The organism is Streptomyces sp. NPDC025651, assembly GCF_055558735.1.
In genome coordinates, this window is record NZ_JBVHLZ010000016.1 from 32,578 (window position 1) to 50,940 (window position 18,363).

Below are 18,363 nucleotides of genomic sequence, written 5' to 3' on the forward strand. Positions count from 1 at the left end.
ATGGACTTCGCAACAGGTTTCGCCGACAAGGTGGCGCTGGTCGTCGGCGGCGGCCGGGGCATCGGCTCCGCCGTGGTGGAAGAGCTCGCCCGGCGCGGCGCACGCGTCGTGGTGGCCGACACCGACAAGCTGCCCTCGCAGTTCAACCACTACCAGTCCACCCAGGTCACCGGATTCGCCGACGCCCAGAAGCTCGCCGCCCGGCTGACCGAGGAAGGGCTCGAGGTCGGCGCGGCCCAGGCCGACGCCACCGACGAGGAGCAGGTGCGCACGCTCTACGCGGACCTGGCCGAGGACGCCGGGCGCCTGGACGTGGTGGTCAACGCCTTCGGCGTCACCCACGTCTGCCCGGTGGAGAAGATGGAACTGACCGAGTTCCAGCACGTGGTGGCCGGCAACCTCGACGGGGTCTTCCTGTCCTCCAAGAACGCCCTGCCTCTGCTGCGCGCCTCCGGTGGCGGCGCCATCGTCAACTTCTCCTCGGTGTCGGGCCGTTCCGGCTTCGCCAAGGTCGCGCACTACTGCGCCGCCAAGTTCGGCGTGGTCGGCTTCACCGCCGCGCTCGCCCAGGAAGTGGCCCGCGACGGCATCCGCGTCAACGCCGTCTGCCCCGGCATCGTCCGCTCCAACATGTGGCGCTACCTGCTCTCGGAGTTCGTCCGCCCCGGCGAGAGCGAGGACGAGTGCTGGGAGCGGATGCGCTCGATGATCCCCCAGCGCGAGTTCCAGACCCCCAAGGACATCGCGGAGCTGGTGGTCTACCTGGCCGCGGCGACCAAGGTCACCGGGCAGGCCATCAGCGTCGACGGCGGGATGACGGCCCCGTGACGCGATGTGCCGACGCGCCGTGGCCCGGCGACGGAGCCGACACCCACACCCCCTGGCGGTGGCTGGGCCAACCGCAGTCCTGGTCCCGCGCCGGGGACTCGCTGCGGATCGAAGCGCCGGGGGGAGCGGACCTGTACAACCTGCCCGGCTCGTACGAGGCCGACTCCCTGCCGCTGCTGCGGCGGCCCGTCGAGGGAGACTTCACCGCCTGGACGCGGGTCACCGTCGAGGGCTCGGCGTTCGGTGACGCGGCGGGCCTGGCCCTGCACGGCGAGGACGGCTGGCTGAAGGTGTGCGTGGAGCGGACCAGGGCCGGGGGCTGGGCGGTGGTCACCGTCCTGTCCCGCCCCGCGTCCGACGAGGCGATGGGCCCCGCGCTGGACGGCCCCGCCGCCGACCTGCTGCTGACCCGCGAAGGCCGCCGGCACGCGGTCTTCTACCGCCAACAGCCGCAGGAGGACTGGCGGTTCGTCCGTACCTTCCTCGGCTTCACGGCAGCACAGCTCCAGCTCGGCGCGTTCGTCCAGGCACCCTTCTCCCCGTCCGCCGCGGCCCGCTTCGCCCCGCTGCGCCTGAGCCCCGCCCCCCTGAGCGACCGCCGGTGACCGGGCGCACACCGGCAGCCGGACCCGGCCCGCTGATCGCGGCGGCGCTGGCGCTGTCCCTGCTCCTCGGTGTGGTCACCGGGGCGCTGGGCGCGGCGCTGCCGCTGCTGCGGACGGCCTACGGGCTCGGGGACGGCGGCGGCGCGGAACTGGTCGTGCTCTACAACCTCGGCGCCCTGCTGGCCATCGCCGGCTGCGGACTGGCCACCCGGCACCTGCCGGGCCGGGCGCTGATGACCGTACTGCTGACGGCCTTCGCGGGCAGCACCGTGGGGATGGCCCTGGCGCCGCACTGGTGGCTGCTGTGCGCCTTCGCCCTGGTCGCCGGGGTCGGGTACGGCGGGCTGATCCTGCAGCTGAACACCTTCTTCGCCCAACCCTCGCTGCCGCGCCCGGCGTTGCTGCTCAACGTGCTGCACGCCTGCTTCGGCGCGGGAGCCACGCTGGGCCCGCTGCTGGTGGGCCAGTGGGGCGGGGTGTCCTGGCTGCTGCTGGTGACCGGTGCCCTGTCGCTGCTGCTGGTACGGGCCACGGCCGCCGGGGAGAGCGCACAGGGCACCGGCGAGACCGCCTCCCGGCGCCCGTCCGGGCCGCTGCTGGCCGTCTTCGCCCTGATGGCGCTGGCCTACGCGGGCGTCGAGGCCGGGATCGGCGCGCTGGAGTCGACCCATCTGACCGCTCTGGGGCACGACCCGGCCGACGCGGCACGGTTCACCGCGCTGTTCTGGGCCGGGCTCACCGTCGGCCGTCTGGTGGTGCCGTGGGCGGCCCGGCGGCTGAGCCACCCCCAGGTGATCGGAGCGTGTCTGCTGGCCGCCGCCGGAGCACTGGCAGCCACCCTGGTCGCGGCCGTGGCTCCGGTGGCGTACGGCCTGGCGGGGCTGGCGCTGGCCGCGGTCTTCCCCACCGCGCTCGCCTGGGCGAACGCCCTGCTGCCCGCGCCCGAGCGGGTCAACTCCGCGCTGCTGGTGGCCAATCTCGTCGGCAGCGCGGCCCTGCCCTACCTGATCGGCCTCGCGGCCCCCGGCCGCTGGGCCGCGATCCCCCTGTCCCTGACCGGTCTGACGCTGCTGTGCGGCCTGGCCATCGCCGTCGCCGCCCGGCTGGCCCACCGGCCCGCAGCCCTGCCGCGACCGGCACCCCACCACGAACTGGAGACCTCACCATGACCTCACCGCAGCCCGTCACCGACCTGATGTGGGCCCACTGGAAGACCAAGACCATGCTCAGCGCCGTCGAGCTCGGCGTCTTCACCGAACTGGCCGAGAACCCGCTGCCGGCCACCGAACTGCGTGACCGCCTGGGCCTGCACCCCCGGCCCGCCGCCGACTTCTTCGACGCCCTGGTCGCCCTCGGGCTGCTGGTGCGCACCGACGGCCGGTACGCCAACTCCCCGGAGGCAGCGGAGTACTTGGACGCGAACCGCCCCACGACCTACCTCGGCGGCAGCTTCGTCACCCAGTGCGCCGGGCTGGCCGACGACCTGACGCAGGTGCTGCGCACCGGGCAGGCGGCGCGCCAGGCCCAGGACGGCCGGGACTTCTACGCCGCCATGTACGCCGCGTCCGACTCGGTGCGCGCCTTCCAGAAGGACATGACCGCGCTGAGCATGGGCCCGGCCAAGGCCATCGCGGAGAAGTTCCCCTGGGAGCGCTACCGTTCGCTGGCCGACATCGGCTGCGCCGAGGGCGCGCTGCCCGGCCACGTCCTGGCCAGCCACCCCCACCTGAGCGCCATCGGATTCGACCTGCCCCCGGCCCGGGAGGGCTTCGCGGAGTACACCGCGCGCCTCGGCGTCGCCGACCGCGTCACCTTCCAGGAGGGCGACTTCTTCCGCGACCCGCTCCCGGCCGCCGACGTCCTGGTCCTCGGACACGTCCTGCACAACTGGGGGAGGGAGGAGAAACTGCGGCTGCTGCGCGCCGCCCACCAGGCGCTGCCGGACGGGGGAGCCGTCCTGGTCTACGAGACGCTGATCGACGACGACCGGTCCAGCAACGCCGTCGGGCTGATCCTCAGCCTCATCATGCACGCCGAGGTCCCCGGCGGCTTCGACTACACCGGCGCCGACTGCCAGGAGTGGCTGCGCGAGGCGGGCTTCTCGCAGACCTATGTCGAGCACCTGGACGGCCCCGAGTCCATGGTCGTGGGCATCAAGTGACCCTGCCCGAAAGGCCCTTGCCTCCCACCGGTGCACCCGGGGCGAGCCCCGGCGCCGACGGTGACGGGACCGGCACGAGCGACCTGGTGATGTTCTGGAACCTCTACGAGGCGGGCGTCGACCGCTACTACGGCCGTGACGAGCGCTGGCACCTCCAGCGGGACCTGGTCCTGGACCACCGGCCCCGGGTACTGATGACCACCGAGGGGTGGGGCTGGGACCTCGACGACCGCGCCTTCTTCGAGGACGCCAAGGCCGCCTTCGGCATGGACGGGGTGCTCTTCCCCGCCAAGACCGGCTGCAACCTGGCCGTGTTCTGGCAGCGGGACATCGAGGTGGTCGACGTCGAGCAGTCGACGCCCGACCTCGCCCAGTGGCACGGCCACGGCAGCGCCACCTTGCGGCTGCCGGGCCGCTCGGCCCCGCTGCGGTTCGTCGTGGCCCACCTGGACCCGTACAGCGCGACCAACCGGCGCATCGAGTCCGATCACCTGCGCCGGTACGCCGACCCCGACGCGCCCCACCCCACGCTGCTGGCGATGGACGCCAACACCGTGCCGCCGGGCGACGCGGAACCGGACTGGTCCACCGTGCCCCGCCACCGCCGTGCCGACCACACGGTGCCCGGCGAGGACCACGCCGACCGGGCACCGCTGGACCGGCTGCTCGGCGCCGCGCCGGAACCGCTGTTCCTCGACGCGGGCGCCCGGACCGGCGACCGGTCGCCCACCTTCGGCTTCCACCCGCCCGGCGAAGCGGCACGGCGCATCGACGTGTTCCTGCTGACCCCCGGGCTCGCCGGGGACCTGGCCGCGTACCGGCCCGTGGACGACCCCCGGCTGTACCCGCACGGCCCGCGGCCCGCGGCCTCCGACCACCGGCCGATCACCCTCCGGCTCCACCGCCGCTGAGCGGCCGGGCCGACAGCACGCAGAAAGGCACCTCCCGCACCCGATGAACCCGACGAACTCCGCCACCTCGTCCGCACACCCCGAACCCGCCGCGGCGACGTCCCCCGAGGCGCCGCCCTCGGCCGGGCCCACGGCCGCCTTCGAACCGGCCGAGCTGACCCGGATCAAGGCCCGGCTCGCCAGCGGTGAGCTGTACTCGGCCACCGACCCCGCCCTGCGCCCGTACCGCCAGCGCTGCATGGACCTGCTGGACAAGGTCAACAGCACCGCGCTGAGCGACTTCAAGACCCGCGAGAGCCTCCTGGGCGACCTCCTGGGCCGGATCGAACCGGGGGGCTGGGTGATGCCCCGCTTCCTGTGCGAGTTCGGGTTCTTCATCGAGTTCGGCCCCAGGACGAAGGTCAACTTCGATGTGATGATGCTGGACTGCGCCCCCATCACTCTCGGCGCGGACGTCTTCGTCGCGCCCCGGTGCCAGCTCTTCACCGCCAACCACCCCTTCGAGCCCGACCTGCGCACCAGCATGTGGGAGTACGCCAAGCCCATCACCTTGGAGGACCGAGTCTGGCTCGGCGGCGGTGTGACCGTCCTGCCGGGGGTGACGATCGGTACGGAGACCGTGGTGGGCGCCGGGAGCGTCGTCACCAAGGACCTGCCGCCGAAGGTACTCGCGGCAGGCAACCCCGCCCGCGTCATCCGCGAGCTGTGACCGCCATGACCGACGCCATCGCCGCCCCCGCCCCCGCCGTCCCGCACGCGTCCACGGCCCCCGTGGTCGAGGCGGTCATCTTCGACCACGACGGCATCCTGGTCGACTCCATACGCCCCGACTTCCTCGCCTGTTCCGCCCTGTTCGAGGAGCACGGCGCGACCCTGCCCGCACGGATATGGGCCCAGGAGGTGTGCGGCCGACCCGACGGCTACCCGCGCCTGTTCGACATCCTCCTGGACACCGCGAACTCCCCTGCCCCGCCGGGCACACCGGACTCCCGGGGGCCCGTCTCCTCCCCGGGCCCCGGCGACGGCGATCCCCGCGCGCATGCCGCTCTCAAGGAGCGGCTGTCCCAGCTGTGGGAGCGTTTCATGACCCCCGAGCACATCCGGCTGCTGCCGGGCGTACGGGACCTGCTGGAGCAGTTGCGCGCCGCCGGTCTGCCCGTGGCGGTGGCGTCGGCGGCCGACACGCAGTGGGTGCGGCGCTGGCTGGGCCACTTCGGCATCGAGGAGTTCTTCGACACCGTGGTGGGCGGCGACGAGGTGCCCCGCAGAAAGCCCGACCCCGCCGTCTATCTGGAGGCGTCGGCCCGGCTCGGTGTGCCGGCGTCCCGCTGCGTCGCCTTCGAGGACTCGCTGACCGGCGTCGCCGCGGCGAAGGCCGCCGGGATCACCGTGACCGCGGTCCCCACCGAGCTGACCCGCTCCCTGGACTACTCCGCGGCCGACCACGTCCTGCCCGGACTGTGGGCGGTGGACCTGGGACGGCCGGCCCCGTCGGCGGGCACGCCGTGAACCACCCGACGAGCCCCGGGGCCCCGGCCCGGACGACGACAGCGCCAACGGCTACGACAGCACCAACGGCTACGACGGCGGCGACGGCGGCCACGACGACGGCCCGGGAACCCTCCGCGACCGGGCAGGGCACCGCAGCCGACTGGTGGCGCGGCGCCGTCATCTACCAGATCTATCCGCGCAGCTTCGCCGACGGGAACGGCGACGGCACCGGCGACCTGGCGGGTGTCCGCGCCCGGCTGCCGTACCTGGCCCAACTCGGCGTCGACGCCCTGTGGTTCACCCCGTGGTACCCCTCCCCGCTGGCCGACGGTGGCTACGACGTGGCGGACTACCGAGGCATCCACCCCGACCTCGGCACCCTCGACGAGGCCGAGCGGCTGATCGCCGCGGCGCGCGACCTGGGGCTGCGCACCCTCGTCGACATCGTGCCCAACCACCTCTCCAGCGCCCACCCGTGGTTCCGCGCGGCCCTCGCCGCGCCCCCGGGCAGCCCCGCACGCGCCCTGTTCCACTTCCGCCCCGGCCGGGGCCCCGGAGGCCAGGAGCCGCCCAACAACTGGACCTCCGAGTTCGGCGGCCCCGCCTGGACCCGCACCACCGCCCCGGACGGCACCCCCGGCGAGTGGTACCTGCACCTGTTCACGCCCGATCAGCCCGACCTCAACTGGAGCCACCCGCAGGTCAGGGCCGAGTACGAGGCCGTGCTCCGCTTCTGGTTCGACCGTGGCGCCGCCGGGGTGCGCATCGACACCGCGATCGCCTCGGCGAAGGACCCCGCCCTGCCCGACCTGGCCGAACACCCCCGGCCACACCCCTACATCGACCGCGACGAACTCCACGACATCTACCGCTCCTGGCGGAAGATCGCCGACTCCTACCCCGACCCCCGCGTCCTGGTCGGCGAGATCTGGCTCCCCGACGCCCCCGAACGCTTCGCCCGCTACCTGCGCCCGGACGAACTGCACACCGCCTTCAACTTCGACCTCCTGGGCAGCCCTTGGGACGCCGGGCCGCTACGCGCCCGTATCGACGCCACCCTCGCCGCCCACGTGGCTGTCGGTGCCTCCGCCACCTGGGTGCTGTGCAACCACGACGTGACCCGCACCGTCACCCGCTACGGCCGGGCCGACACCTCCTTCGACCTCGCTGCCAAGACTTTCGGCACCCCCACCGACCTCGCCCTGGGCACCCGCCGCGCCCGGGCCGCCGCCCTGCTCACCCTTGCCCTGCCCGGCGCGGTCTACCTCTACCAGGGCGAGGAACTCGGCCTGCCCGAAGCCGAGGACATCCCCCCGGAGCGGCTGCGCGACCCGATCCACTTCCGCTCCGGTGGCACCGACCCGGGCCGCGACGGCTGCCGTGTCCCCCTTCCCTGGTCCGGCACCGCCCCGCCGTTCGGCTTCACCCAGGGCGGCGCCGAACCGTGGCTGCCCCAGCCCGAGCAGTGGGCCGAACTCACCGTCGAGGCCCAGGACGGCACCCCCGGTTCGATGCTGGAGCTGTACCGCACGGCACTGAGGCTGCGCCGCTCGGTCGGTGCCGCGGCCGACACCCCGATGCGGTGGCTGCCCAGCGGCCCGGAAGTCCTCGCCTTCCGACGCGGCGACCTGGTCTGCGTGGTCAACTTCGGCGAGCGGCCCGTCGCCCTGCCGCCCGAGCACGCCGTCCTCCTCACCAGCGGTCCCCTGCGCGACCTCCACGTGCCGTCCGACACCGCCGTATGGCTGCGTACCCCCGCCCCCGGCGACCAGCGGTCGGCCATGTGGCCCCCGGACGAGGACGCCCGCGGAAGGGACACCGATGCGTAGCGTCGACGAGGTCGGCACCGGCCTGATCGGTACGTCGGTGGCCCTGGCCCCGAAGGCCCGGGGCGTGGCCACCTGTTTCCACGGACCCCGGCCGCCTCCCGGGCGCAGGCCGTACGCTACAGGCGGGTCAGATGTGGCCTTCCCGCAGGGCGTAGGCGACCGCGTGGGCCCGGTTGCGCAACTGCATGCGGGTCATCATCGCGTGCAGGACGTTCTTGACCGTCCGCTCCGAATAGGCGAGCTTGTCCGCGATCTCACGGGTGCCCAGCCCTTCCGCGACGAGTTTGATGACATCCACCTCCCGGAGCGAGAGCCCCAGCGTCGGCCGCTGGTCGCCGTCGCTCTGGGTGTGCCGGTACAGGAGGCTGGTCTGCGTCAGCAGACGGCTCAGCAGGTCCGGCGGGAGCCGGCTCTCGCCGCGCGCGGCGGAGTGGATCGCCTCCACCAGCTGTCCGGGGGTGGCCTGTTGACGCCACAGGACCACCCGTACACCGCAGTCGACGACGGCCATCATCTCCGGCTCCCGCAAGCGGTCGGCGATCAGCACGATGGCCTGGTCGCTGCCGCGGGAGAGCCTGCGCAGCTTGGTCGCCGCCAACTCGTGCAGGCGGCCGGTGTGAACGACCGCGACCCCACCGGTGCGGGACTCCTCCCGGTCGAGGACCTCAAGGGTGGGGTCGTCGCGTAAGAAACTGAGAATTCCGGTTTCGCTCAGCGGATCGGACGTGTGGACGGTTACGGGAATGCGTTTCACTGACACAGGTTTTCTGACAGGTCCCGCGCCGTGGGGTGGCATGGGAAGAACCGATGCGGCAAGGATTTTCCGGTCGGGCAAACCGTCGGTGAACCAACAGGCAATGTGGGGGGGGACAGGAAGGGAGAAGGGCGCACCTCAGGTATGGCCGACGAAGGTGTACGAGACTGACGTGATTCTCTCCGGACTTATGAAGACGATCAAGAGAGAGTCATGCTGCCAACGCCCGACTGACTCAATTCGTTCCCCGTGCCCGATGTGGTGATCTCCCGGCCCAGGCCCGGCTCCGGCACCGTGCACAGCAGGGGACAGCGCTGTTCACCGGCCTTCGCGTAACGCGTCCTTGACGCGTGGGCGCCGTCGGCTGGTGGTCCTTTTCCGCCAATTCCGCGGGCTTCCCCGCGGGAATTCGCCGCCCTGACGCCCCTGGAAAGGGATGCCCGGTGATCTCCCGGCACCCCTTCTCGCGCCGGCACGCCCGTGCCACGGACCGCGGATCACCGAGACCTACCGGCGGACGCCACCGTCGACCGCCGGCGCAATTCGCTGTTCTGCCTGCCTGCCTGCCTGCCCGCCCGCCTGCCCGCCCGGGCGGGCGGGTGAGCGTCGCAGACCCGACCTACCCGGCCCAGCCTTTTTCCCGTTCGACCGGTGAGACCTCCGCCCGTTCACCTATGGTCGGATCAGCCTGCGGTACGGGATGGTGGGGAGGGCAGCGACAGCCGTGCTCGATGAAACGGCCCGGCCTCTCGAGGACACGACATATCCGTCGCGCGACCGGCGTTACGCCGTACTCGCTCTGGGGATATCCCTCTCCCCGGACGAAGACGGCATGCCGCCCCGTGCGGAGCTCGACGTGCTGAACGAGGCGCCCCTGCACGCACGGCGGGTGGCCGAGGCGTTCGGTGACTTCCGGTACACGCTGCTGCGGTCGAAGGACGTCAGGGAGCCCCTGGACCACAGCGTCGCGATCGAGGAGGCAGTGACCGCCCGCGACATCGACGTCCTGGTCGTCCACATCGTCGGGCACGGTGAACTCGCCGAGAGCAGCAGCGGAAAGTTGTACGTCCTCGACCCCCACGGCGAACGTCTCACGGTCCCCGTCACGCACTGGATCCACCTGATCGAGGACCACCCCGGACGCCACCGGCCCCACACCTTGTTCATCCTCGATGTCTGCTACGCCGGCCAGGTCGCGGTGGAGTCCTGGCACACGCGCCAGGAGGTGACCGGGCGCCGGGCCTGGGTACTGGCCGCCGCCGGAGCGCAGCAGCAGGCGTTCGGCTACCGGCTGAGCCAGGCCGCCACACAGGTGCTGCACCGTTACCGGGACGGCGAGTTGCGCATCGACCAGTCCCTCCCGTACATCCCGGCGAAGACCGTCTACCAGGAGATCGAGCGGGTCGTGAGGGGGCTGGTCGACACCGACCGCGGGCCGGTGCAGCACATCCTCACCAGCCTCGTCCCCGGCCATGTGGACCTCGACCTCCCGTTCTTCCCCAACCCTTCCTACGGGGAGCACACGGCCCTTGGCCCGACGATCGAACTGCCCGATGACGTGCTGCCCGAGATCGCACGGCTCACGGAGTGGGCCGGTGACCCGGAACACTTCCGGCGCCGGGCATCGGGTGGCCACCCGGTGGCCAGGGAGGGGGAGTACGGCTACTTCTCGGGTCGCGAGGCCGAGGTCGAGGAACTGGCGGCCTGGCTGGACGGGGGCACCCCCGCACTGCGGGTGGTCACCGGGAAGCCGGGGGCAGGGAAGTCGGCGCTGCTCGGGGTGCTGGTGTGCGCCGCGCACCCCGCACTGCGCAAGGCCACCCGTGGGATCTGGGGCCACCTGCGCAGCCGCCCCGGCCAGAACGACCGCCTGGTCGTGGTGCACGCCCGCCGGCTCACCCTGGAGCAGGTGGTCCGCTCCCTGGAACAGCAGATCGGCGCCGTCTGTCCGGTGACGGGTCCTCACGATGCCTCCGCTGAGGGCGTGGGGCCCGCCGCTCACCTCGCAGGGCTGCTCGACGCACCGGGCAACGAGCACCCGGTCACGGTCGTGGTCGACGCTCTCGACGAGGCCGAGGAGCCGCAGGACATCGCCTCCGTCCTGCTCGTGCCCCTGGCCCGCAAGGCCCTGGCGGAACCGGGCCTGCTGCGTATCGCGGTCGGTGCCCGGAGGGAGGACGGGCTGCGCGGGCTCTTCCGGCTGGCCGCCCTGCGCGGACAGGTCACCGACCTCGACGCGGTGCCCGCCCCGCAGGTGCGACTCGGGGTGCGTGACTACGTCCGGAACCTCCTGGAGCACGACACCCCGTACGCGGGCAGCGCCCTGCGTGAGGTACGGCACGCTCTCGCGGACGGCATGGCGGACCGGCTGACCTGCGACGAGCCAGGGAGCGGCGCCGGTGGCGGTCTTGAGTGGGGCGAGTTCCTCACCGCGGGGCTGTACGTGCACTATCTGCTGGCCACGGCCGGGCTGAGCCCCGCGGACCGGGACGTGCCCGCGGCCCGTCGGCTCGGACAGCAGGCACCGCGCAGTCTGCTGGAGCTGCTCCAGCTGGACCTGCGACGCCACTCGGGACAGCGGCATCTGCTGCCCGTACTGACCGCACTCGCCTACGCACAAGGGCGCGGCATGCCGGAGCGCGTCCTGGCACACGCGGCGCAGGCGTTCACGTCGGACCCCGATGCCACGGCCGCCCTGCCGCCCCGGGAACTGAACACGCTGCTCGACGGCGCGGCCCGGTTCTATCTCCGGCGCGACATCGACACCGACGGCACCACCCTGTACCGCCTGTTCCACGAAGGGCTCGCCGACCAGCTACGGGCGCTGCATGAGGAGGTGTCACCGTGACTCCGGCCGGTCGCCTGTACCAGCGGCTGCGGCACGTCGTTCCCGAGGACGGGGGCGGTCATCCGCTCTGGCACCTCGCCGACCCCTATCTCCTGCGCCATCTGGCCCGCCACGCCGTCGACGCCGGCGACCTCGACTCGCTCCTCGCCGAGGCCGGGTTCCTGCTGCACGCCGACCCCGCGGCCATCGGCGCGGTCCTGCACGAGGCCCGTTCGGAAGAGGCCAGGCTGAGCGCGGCGGTCTTCCGGCACTCCGCCACCCTGCGCGGATCGCCGGACGGGCGGGAGCGCGGCCAGTTGCTGGCCCTGGCCGCTGAACGGCTCGGCCACCGCCGACTGCGCGGTGAACTCCCCGACGACCAGGACTGGACCGTGCGCTGGGCGACCGGGCAACAGGTCTCGACCGCCCTGATCCGCTCCGTCCCCCTGGGGCGACAGCGCGTTCGGACGGTGGCCGCACCGGCAGGGCCGGACGGGCGCCCCGTGGCTGTCGCGCTCGGCGCGGACCGCTCGGTGACAGTGTGGGATCTGTCGACCGGTGCCCCGTTGAAGGAGCGCCCCGGCCGCAACGACGATGCCACCGCGCTCGCCGCGGCCGACTTCCACGGCGTCGGCCAGACGGTGATCGGCACCGCGGACGGCGGGCTCTGGCGCTGGGACGTACATCGCGACGGGCGTCCGGTCAGGCTCCACGGCCATGAGAGCGAGGTCACCCACATCGCCGTGGCCCCATGGGGGAGGACGGGCCACATCGTCTCCGTCGGGGCCGACGGCACGGTCCTCGTCCAGCAGCCGGCGAGCGGCGGTGCCGCCTGGCAACTGACCGGCAAGGCCCACCGACTCGGCGCCCTCGCCCTGCTCCGCGATCATGACCGTCGCCATGTGATGACGTGCACCCTCGACGGTGTGATGACCGTCCAGGACCTGCACACCGGCGAAATCCAGAGGGTGGCGCGCAGCGGTCGCGGCGCGATCCGCACGGTCGCGGAAGTGCCCGGCGCGGCGCGGTCGCTCGCCCTCGTCGGCTCGGCCGACGGATCAGTGGCGCTCTGGGACCCCTTCGAGGGCCGACGGCTGCGTGAGCTGCCGGGAACCGATGGCGGCACCCGTGTCCTCGCCGCACCGAACGTGCGGGGGCAGCTGCTCGCTGTCGCGGGGGCGGCGGACGGCCGGGTGCGCGTCTGGGACGTCGCGTCCGGCGCGCTCAAGAACGTGCTGAACGGCCACACTTCGTCGGTGCGGAGCATCGCGGCGCTGCGGGTGGGCGACAGGGAGCACCTGGTCACCGGTGGAGACGGTGGCACGCTGCGTCTGTGGGACCTGGAGACCCCCGGCGTCTGGACGGTGGCTTCCTCCGGACACACCGGACGTGTGCGGGCGGTGGCGGTGGATCCCGGCGGCGTCCACGCGGTGAGCGGCGGCGACGACCGCACGGTGCGGGTGTGGGACCTCGCCACCGGCACACCGACGGCTGACCTGAGGGGGCACACCGACTGGATCCGGTCCGTGGCGGTCACGCGTCTCGACGGGCGGCCTCTCGCGGTCAGCGGGGGAGACGACGGGACGCTGCGGCTGTGGGACATCGACGACGGTGTTGTCGTACGGGTGTTGGCGGAGGGCACCGGGGGCGTGCGCCGGGTCGTCACCGCCGAGGTGAAGGGGCGGCCGAGCGCCGTCGTCGGGTGCGCGGACGGCACGGTCCGGGTCTGGGACCTCACGGCAGGCACCTCGCGTCTCACCCTGGAACCCGGCGCCAGCGCCGTCTGGGACTTGGCCGTCCTCGGCAGCGGCACCCGGACGGTCGTCGTCAGCGCGCACCTCGACGGACTGGTACGGGTGCATCCGCTGACCGCCGGGGACCCGGGTCTCGTCAGCGGGTTTCCGGTCCGAGGCTGGCCCCGTTCTCTCGCCGCCCTGCAGTTGCGGGGACGCCCGCTCGTGGCCGTCGGCGCCGGGGACGGCACGGTCCAGGTGTGGGATCCGGAGACCGGCGCCCAGGTGCGTCACCTGCTCGGGCACGGCGCACGAGTGCGCGCCCTGGCCGTCGTTCACGCCGGTGACAGGCCTCTGCTCGTGTCCAGCGGCGACGACAGGTCGCTGAAGGTGTGGGACCCGGCGAGCGGGGCCCTCCTCACCACGTACGCACTGCCGGACACGGCGAGGGCGCTCGCCGTCCGCGCGGACGGCACGGTTCTGCTCGGGATGGGCCGAGAGGTCACGGTCCTGGACCTGTCCCCTCTGCTACGGAGGCCTCGATGACGAGTGATGGCACCATCACCCCAGCTCTGCCCGTCCTGCCCGTCGTGGCCGTGCACGGTGTCGGCAACAGCTTCGGGCGCGGCCTGTCCGACGAACGCATGGAGCAGAGCCGACGACTTCAGGCCGCCGCCTGGGCGCGCCACCTCGCCGAAGGACTCGGGGTCGACGCGGAGCGCCTGGACCTCGACTTCGCCTACTACGCGGACAAGCTCGACACCAAGGCCGGCCCTCCGCCCCAGGGCACGGACGACGCGGGCCCTCTCACCGACCCGCTGGCCCAGGAGCTGATGGAGGCATGGGCCGACACGCTGGGCATGACCCGGCTGCCGGCCCAGGGGCATCTGACGCTCCCCGTACGCCAGTTGGCGGCCTGGCTGGCCCGCCGGTTCGACCTCGACGAGGGGCGACTGCGGATCTACGTACGGCTTCTCTTCGCCGAAGTGACCACCTACCTCCGGGCGGTGGACGCCAAGGAGCGCATAGCGGCACGCGCGGAAGTGGCGGCACGCATCACGCGCCACCGACCGCGCGTGGTCGTGGCCCACTCGCTCGGCTCGGTCGTCGCCTACGAGGCCCTGCATCTGACCCCGGACGCGGGCGTCGACCTCCTCCTGACGCTGGGGTCACCGCTGGCCTTGCCCAAAGTGGTGTTCGAGCGGCTGGACCCGGCTCCCGCGGGAGCGGTCCCGCCGCCCCACGGCGTCCGCCCGCCCGGCGCCGCCCGGTGGGTGAACATCGCGGACCCCGGCGATCCGGTGGCCGTGCCGCCCGGGCTCGCCCGGGCGTTCGACGGAGTGGACCTCGACCTGACCGACACGGTGCACCCGCTGTTCGGCTTCCACCACGCCAAGAACTACCTGCGCTGCGCGGGGACCGCGGCCACCCTGGCCCCGTACCTGGCGGCGAACGACCTCGGGTGAAAAGGGCTGCCGGGGCGGCGGGATGTCAGGCGGCGCGCTTCACGTGGCGGACCAGCCACATCAGCAGGGCGTCCAGGTCGGCGGCGGCCGAGAGAACCCGGTCGACCGCCTCGGGGGTGTGCAGCCACTCCTCGCAGCCCAGGGGGCGGGCGGCGATCAGCGAACGGTGGCGCAGCAGGTTCGTACGGGAGTGGTTCGCCGGATAGCCGCGTGGGGGACGTTTCATCACGTCCCCGGAGACGTCGTACCCCTTCTTCCGTACGTCCTCGACGATGGCGGACAGTTCGCGGCCGCTCCCCTCGGAGGCCACGGCTCTGCGGAACATGTTCACCTGGCCGGGGTCCGGGTACCACCAGGCGCCCTGGATCCGCAGGCCGTCCAGGGAGAATCGGAGACCGATCTCGATCTTGCGGCCGAGCCGGATCACCGCGCTCTGGTGCTGCCACCACCAGGAGTCGGTGCGGTAGTGCCAGACGGAGAAGTCCTCGTACCGGGGGTCGGTGTCCGCGATCGCGTTGAGCAGGGCGATCATCGGCTGCCGGACCAGGCGTTCGCGGTCCGCGCGACAGCGCTCGCGGGTCGCGTGGGTCGGTTCGCCCTGGAGCTGCCACAACACGTCCATGGCCTGCTCCGGCCAGCCGGTGAACTGTCCGCGCATGCGGGCAGGTTAGCTCACCCCAAGGTCCTCGTTCCTGCTGAGGCGCGGTCCTCAGCAGGTGCGGCCGGTGTAGTGCGCGCCCTGGATCTTGCTCGCGGAGCCCAGCCAGGTCCTGCCGGGGCCGACGCAGTTCTCATAGTCGGCCTGCATCGCGACCTCTACCTTGATGACGACGTTGGAGCCGTCCGACGTGCAGTGGTTGTAGAAGGCGTCGGCGCCGGTCTCGTAGAAGCCGCAGGGGTCGGCGGCCGCGGGCGTCGCGGTGGTGGTCACCATGCCCAGGCAGGTGACGGCGAGGGCGGCGGAGGCAAGGGCACGGGTCGTCAGGCGTCGGACACGCATGGGGGACTCCTTGTAAGGGTCGGATCGACGTGGGTCGGGCGTCGGCCTGAGGATGGCAGCCCTGAGCCGGACCACCGCGGCGAACGGCGGTGCGTTCACCCGGAGGATCGTTCCCTTGCTGAGCCGATCGGATGGGGTTCCTCTCCGATGACGCGGAGTCCGTACCCCGTACGAACGTGTCCAGCCGACCCGAAGCCCAGGACGAGACCGCAGGCCCGTTCGTCAGAGTTCCTCCCAGGCTTTTCCACCCCAACCACGTCACGGAATTCCCCCTTTCCACCGCGGAGTCCTCCGCGTGAGGGCCCATGAGGCTACGCGCCCCTTTTGCGGCGCGAGATCCCTGAGTCCGGCCAGAGCCAGGGTGTGAGATAGTGCCGGCCGTGGCGTGGGAGCTTGGATGCGATGGCTTCCGGTACCGGCACAAGGTGGTTCCCTCAATTCCCTCCCGCCACTGCGAACGGCGGTGCCGAATGCCGTGCAACACATGCCCCTCGTGCCTCCTCCTTCCCGCGCAGGCGTAGAGGTCGCCGGTCGCCGCGAATCATCTCGGCTCGAATCGTGAATTGAGCGCTGCCCTGGCTCCGTTTCGCTCCCCTTGACCCGACTTCGGGAGCGGAGGATTCTGAGTGAGCTCGATGAGGCCGCCGGATCACGATGAGGTCGGCACTCGTGGGTAGGGGGACGCGTGGTGCTGAACTTCTCGTTGAATGTCGCCGAGACCCGTGTGGGCACCACCGCGCTCGGCCCCGGAGTGCGATCCGTCGTATGGGTGCAGGGCTGCCCCTTCAGCTGCCCCGGCTGCATGTCCCCGGACTGGATTCCCGAGACGCCCGCGCGCACGGCTGCGCCGGCCGAGCTGGCCGCGGAGCTGCTGGCCGATCCCCAGGTCGGCGGGTTGACCTTCTCCGGTGGCGAGCCCATGCGGCAGGCGGCCGGCCTCGCGGAACTGGCCAGGTGCGCCCGCCACATCCGTGACGTGGACCTGATCTGCTTCACCGGATACCGGCTGGAACAGCTGCGCGCCCGGCCACCCTCGCCCGGGACGGCCGAGCTCCTCGCCGAAGTGGATGTGCTCGTCGACGGGTTGTACGTCGCGGCACGCGACGACGGACGCGGACTGCGCGGCAGTACGAACCAGAGAGTGCATCACCTCACCGGACAACTCGGCGGCTGCGGTTACGACTTCACCGGCCGCCACCGAACCGCCGAGATCGTGATCGACGGCCCCGCCGCACTGCTCGTCGGCGTACCGCCACCGGCGCTGCTCGCCGTCTTCGATGCGGCTGTCGACCGGACACGGCAGGCATCACACCACCATCCCGCTGGGGGAAGCCCATGAGCGGCCGCAAGCGCATCCAGGTCGAGGAGACGGAGTGGTACCGCCTGCAGCGGCAGGCCTCCCGGCTCAAGGACGTCCAGCGGAACCTGCCTCGTCTGATCGAGGAGGTCCGCCGGCAGACGCACGGTGACCTGGAGCGCGTATTCGGTGTCATCGAGGACCGGCAGCGCTCGGTGGAACAGGCGGTGGAGGGGTTCAGCGAGCAGACGCGCCGTCTGGAGACCGAGACGCAGCGGCGCCTGCGGGCACAGGCGCTGCGCATGTCCGAGGAACTCAGGGCGACCGCGGGGGAGTTGCGCAAGGAGACCCGCGAGGAGATCGCCGAGCAGGAGCGCAGACTGCAGTGCGAGATCGCGGACGAGCGGCGGCAGCGTCGGGAAGACGTACGGCGCCTCTCCACCGAGCTCGACGAACTGGTCCAGGACCGCGAACACGCTGCCGCGCTCGCCCGTGACGTCCTGTCCGACGCGCGCCTCATGCACGGGTTGGTGCGGGAGTCACTGCCCCACGACCAGCAGGTCGACGGACGTCTCGCGAGCCTTGAACAGCAACTCGATCGCGCCGAGGACAACATCGCGCAGGGCCGGTTCGACGCGGCCCTGGCCACTGCCCAGTCCGCCTATCGGGAACTGGGCGAACTCCGCGTCGAGCTCGAGCATCGCGCCCGCGAGTGGTCGTACCTCCAGGTGCGAGCCCATGAACAGATCCGCATCGTGCAGCTGCTGATCAGGGACAACGCCTGCCAGCAAGTGCGCGGTGCCGAGGGCGAGTTGCTCGACGGCGCGGAGCTCGATGTCGACTACTGGACGCACGGCGAACTGACGGCACTGCAGACGGAGACGGCCGCCCTCGAAGAGCGGATCCGGGACACGGAGCGCCCCCTGGAGGCCGATGAGCTCCGGGACATCCTGGAGAACAGGGCCCCCGCCTTCGAACAGCGGCTGTCCCAGCTCGTCAGCCGGGCCAACCAACGACTGGTCTCCTCCCAACAGCGGGTCAACCTGGCTGAATCCGTCGTGCGGACCCTGGAGGACGCGACCGCCTACGAGCTGGACGAGGTCACCTATCTGGGCCGTGACGCGCGCGAGGCGTACTTCGCCAAGCTGGTCCACAGCAACCAGAACGAGATCGTCATCGAGATCGCTCCCGCCGCCGACGACTCCGGGGTCTGCGTGCTGCGCGTGTTCTCGTACGACTACGACACCGCGGCCCGCGACGAACTCGACGACCGGGGCCGGGTGATCTACCGGGCGATGCGGGCGGAGGGTGTCCCGGTCTGCGAACCGCAGGCCGAAGAAGGGGAGCCCGACCCGGCGTACCGCGATTTCGAAGTCCTCGGGCAGGCGCAGACCCGGCAGCAGGCCCAGGGCCAGGCGCTGCCGGACGCCGTCGCGGAGAGCTGAGCGGGAAGGCCCCTGC

At 72.1% G+C, this 18,363-nt stretch carries 16 protein-coding genes and 1 pseudogene; 13 read left to right on the top strand and 4 right to left on the bottom strand.

Features of this window, described 5'->3' with window-relative positions; genetic code table 11:
* The 8 genes from ACZ4D5_RS38615 to ACZ4D5_RS38650 all read left to right on the top strand — a co-directional run bounded on the left by ACZ4D5_RS38615 (position 1) and on the right by ACZ4D5_RS38650 (position 7,825).
* Positions 1 to 828 (top strand): SDR family NAD(P)-dependent oxidoreductase, encoded by an 828-nt coding sequence (locus tag ACZ4D5_RS38615; RefSeq protein WP_467777158.1) that lies wholly within the window; start codon positions 1 to 3, stop codon positions 826 to 828.
* Positions 825 to 1,433 carry a DUF1349 domain-containing protein gene (locus tag ACZ4D5_RS38620; RefSeq protein WP_467777159.1) on the top strand — a complete coding sequence of 203 codons (609 nt, stop codon included), beginning with the start codon at positions 825 to 827 and terminating at the stop codon, positions 1,431 to 1,433. The genes ACZ4D5_RS38615 and ACZ4D5_RS38620 overlap by 4 nt, the downstream gene beginning before the upstream one ends.
* Positions 1,430 to 2,602, top strand: coding sequence for an MFS transporter (locus ACZ4D5_RS38625; protein ID WP_467777160.1), 1,173 nt, complete (start codon positions 1,430 to 1,432; stop codon positions 2,600 to 2,602). The genes ACZ4D5_RS38620 and ACZ4D5_RS38625 overlap by 4 nt, the downstream gene beginning before the upstream one ends.
* Positions 2,599 to 3,594, top strand: a complete 996-nt coding sequence (locus ACZ4D5_RS38630) for a methyltransferase (RefSeq protein WP_467777161.1) — start codon at positions 2,599 to 2,601, stop codon at positions 3,592 to 3,594. Before ACZ4D5_RS38625 ends, ACZ4D5_RS38630 begins: the two co-directional genes overlap by 4 nt.
* A 17-nt stretch (positions 3,595 to 3,611) precedes the next feature.
* Positions 3,612 to 4,505 (top strand): endonuclease/exonuclease/phosphatase family protein, encoded by an 894-nt coding sequence (locus ACZ4D5_RS38635; protein WP_467777162.1) that lies wholly within the window; start codon positions 3,612 to 3,614, stop codon positions 4,503 to 4,505.
* 43 nt (positions 4,506 to 4,548) lie between these two features.
* Positions 4,549 to 5,214 carry a sugar O-acetyltransferase gene (locus ACZ4D5_RS38640; RefSeq protein ID WP_467777163.1) on the top strand — a complete coding sequence of 222 codons (666 nt, stop codon included), beginning with the start codon at positions 4,549 to 4,551 and terminating at the stop codon, positions 5,212 to 5,214.
* 5 nt (positions 5,215 to 5,219) lie between these two features.
* Positions 5,220 to 6,014, top strand: coding sequence for an HAD family hydrolase (locus ACZ4D5_RS38645; protein ID WP_467777164.1), 795 nt, complete (start codon positions 5,220 to 5,222; stop codon positions 6,012 to 6,014).
* A 161-nt stretch (positions 6,015 to 6,175) separates the two neighbouring features.
* Positions 6,176 to 7,825, top strand: a complete 1,650-nt coding sequence (locus ACZ4D5_RS38650) for a glycoside hydrolase family 13 protein (RefSeq protein ID WP_467777279.1) — start codon at positions 6,176 to 6,178, stop codon at positions 7,823 to 7,825.
* A gap of 127 nt (positions 7,826 to 7,952) precedes the next feature.
* Here ACZ4D5_RS38650 and ACZ4D5_RS38655 read toward each other — a convergent pair whose 3' ends face one another.
* On the bottom strand, positions 7,953 to 8,579 hold the full coding sequence (locus ACZ4D5_RS38655; protein WP_467777165.1) for a helix-turn-helix transcriptional regulator: 627 nt from the start codon (positions 8,577 to 8,579) through the stop codon (positions 7,953 to 7,955).
* Between the two features lie 832 nt (positions 8,580 to 9,411).
* Between ACZ4D5_RS38655 and ACZ4D5_RS38660 the strand changes: the two genes are divergently transcribed.
* The 3 genes from ACZ4D5_RS38660 to ACZ4D5_RS38670 are packed head-to-tail and all read left to right on the top strand — an operon-like array spanning position 9,412 to position 14,605.
* Positions 9,412 to 11,427 (top strand): ATP-binding protein, encoded by a 2,016-nt coding sequence (locus ACZ4D5_RS38660; RefSeq protein WP_467777166.1) that lies wholly within the window; start codon positions 9,412 to 9,414, stop codon positions 11,425 to 11,427.
* Positions 11,424 to 13,685 carry a WD40 repeat domain-containing protein gene (locus tag ACZ4D5_RS38665; RefSeq protein ID WP_467777167.1) on the top strand — a complete coding sequence of 754 codons (2,262 nt, stop codon included), beginning with the start codon at positions 11,424 to 11,426 and terminating at the stop codon, positions 13,683 to 13,685. The genes ACZ4D5_RS38660 and ACZ4D5_RS38665 overlap by 4 nt, the downstream gene beginning before the upstream one ends.
* Positions 13,682 to 14,605, top strand: coding sequence for a hypothetical protein (locus tag ACZ4D5_RS38670; protein ID WP_467777168.1), 924 nt, complete (start codon positions 13,682 to 13,684; stop codon positions 14,603 to 14,605). The genes ACZ4D5_RS38665 and ACZ4D5_RS38670 overlap by 4 nt, the downstream gene beginning before the upstream one ends.
* Before the next feature lie 25 nt (positions 14,606 to 14,630).
* Here ACZ4D5_RS38670 and ACZ4D5_RS38675 read toward each other — a convergent pair whose 3' ends face one another.
* From ACZ4D5_RS38675 to ACZ4D5_RS38685, 3 genes and pseudogenes are all read right to left on the bottom strand, one after another.
* Positions 14,631 to 15,263: a DUF2461 family protein gene (locus ACZ4D5_RS38675; RefSeq protein ID WP_467777169.1), complete on the bottom strand. Its 633-nt coding sequence runs from the start codon at positions 15,261 to 15,263 to the stop codon at positions 14,631 to 14,633.
* Between the two features lie 51 nt (positions 15,264 to 15,314).
* On the bottom strand, positions 15,315 to 15,605 hold the full coding sequence (locus ACZ4D5_RS38680; RefSeq protein ID WP_467777170.1) for a DUF6355 family natural product biosynthesis protein: 291 nt from the start codon (positions 15,603 to 15,605) through the stop codon (positions 15,315 to 15,317).
* A 163-nt stretch (positions 15,606 to 15,768) separates the two neighbouring features.
* Positions 15,769 to 15,912 (bottom strand): annotated as a pseudogene (locus tag ACZ4D5_RS38685) (DUF8189 domain-containing protein); the annotation flags it as partial.
* 378 nt (positions 15,913 to 16,290) lie between these two features.
* Between ACZ4D5_RS38685 and ACZ4D5_RS38690 the strand changes: the two are divergent.
* Together ACZ4D5_RS38690 and ACZ4D5_RS38695 are read left to right on the top strand one after the other, a co-directional pair.
* Positions 16,291 to 16,944 (top strand): 4Fe-4S single cluster domain-containing protein, encoded by a 654-nt coding sequence (locus tag ACZ4D5_RS38690; protein WP_467777171.1) that lies wholly within the window; start codon positions 16,291 to 16,293, stop codon positions 16,942 to 16,944.
* Complete coding sequence (locus ACZ4D5_RS38695; RefSeq protein WP_467777172.1) at positions 16,941 to 18,347, top strand: coiled-coil domain-containing protein; 1,407 nt, start codon at positions 16,941 to 16,943, stop codon at positions 18,345 to 18,347. Before ACZ4D5_RS38690 ends, ACZ4D5_RS38695 begins: the two co-directional genes overlap by 4 nt.
* Positions 18,348 to 18,363 lie beyond the last annotated feature (16 nt).

Coding starts and splice junctions, on each gene's coding strand:
- ACZ4D5_RS38615 (WP_467777158.1), top strand. CDS start 1: ATGGACTTCGCAACAGGTTTCGCCGACAAGGTGGCGCTGGTCGTCGGC.
- ACZ4D5_RS38630 (WP_467777161.1), top strand. CDS start 2,599: ATGACCTCACCGCAGCCCGTCACCGACCTGATGTGGGCCCACTGGAAG.
- ACZ4D5_RS38640 (WP_467777163.1), top strand. CDS start 4,549: ATGAACCCGACGAACTCCGCCACCTCGTCCGCACACCCCGAACCCGCC.
- ACZ4D5_RS38645 (WP_467777164.1), top strand. CDS start 5,220: ATGACCGACGCCATCGCCGCCCCCGCCCCCGCCGTCCCGCACGCGTCC.
- ACZ4D5_RS38660 (WP_467777166.1), top strand. CDS start 9,412: ATGCCGCCCCGTGCGGAGCTCGACGTGCTGAACGAGGCGCCCCTGCAC.
- ACZ4D5_RS38670 (WP_467777168.1), top strand. CDS start 13,682: ATGACGAGTGATGGCACCATCACCCCAGCTCTGCCCGTCCTGCCCGTC.
- ACZ4D5_RS38675 (WP_467777169.1), bottom strand. CDS start 15,263: ATGCGCGGACAGTTCACCGGCTGGCCGGAGCAGGCCATGGACGTGTTG.
- ACZ4D5_RS38680 (WP_467777170.1), bottom strand. CDS start 15,605: ATGCGTGTCCGACGCCTGACGACCCGTGCCCTTGCCTCCGCCGCCCTC.
- ACZ4D5_RS38695 (WP_467777172.1), top strand. CDS start 16,941: ATGAGCGGCCGCAAGCGCATCCAGGTCGAGGAGACGGAGTGGTACCGC.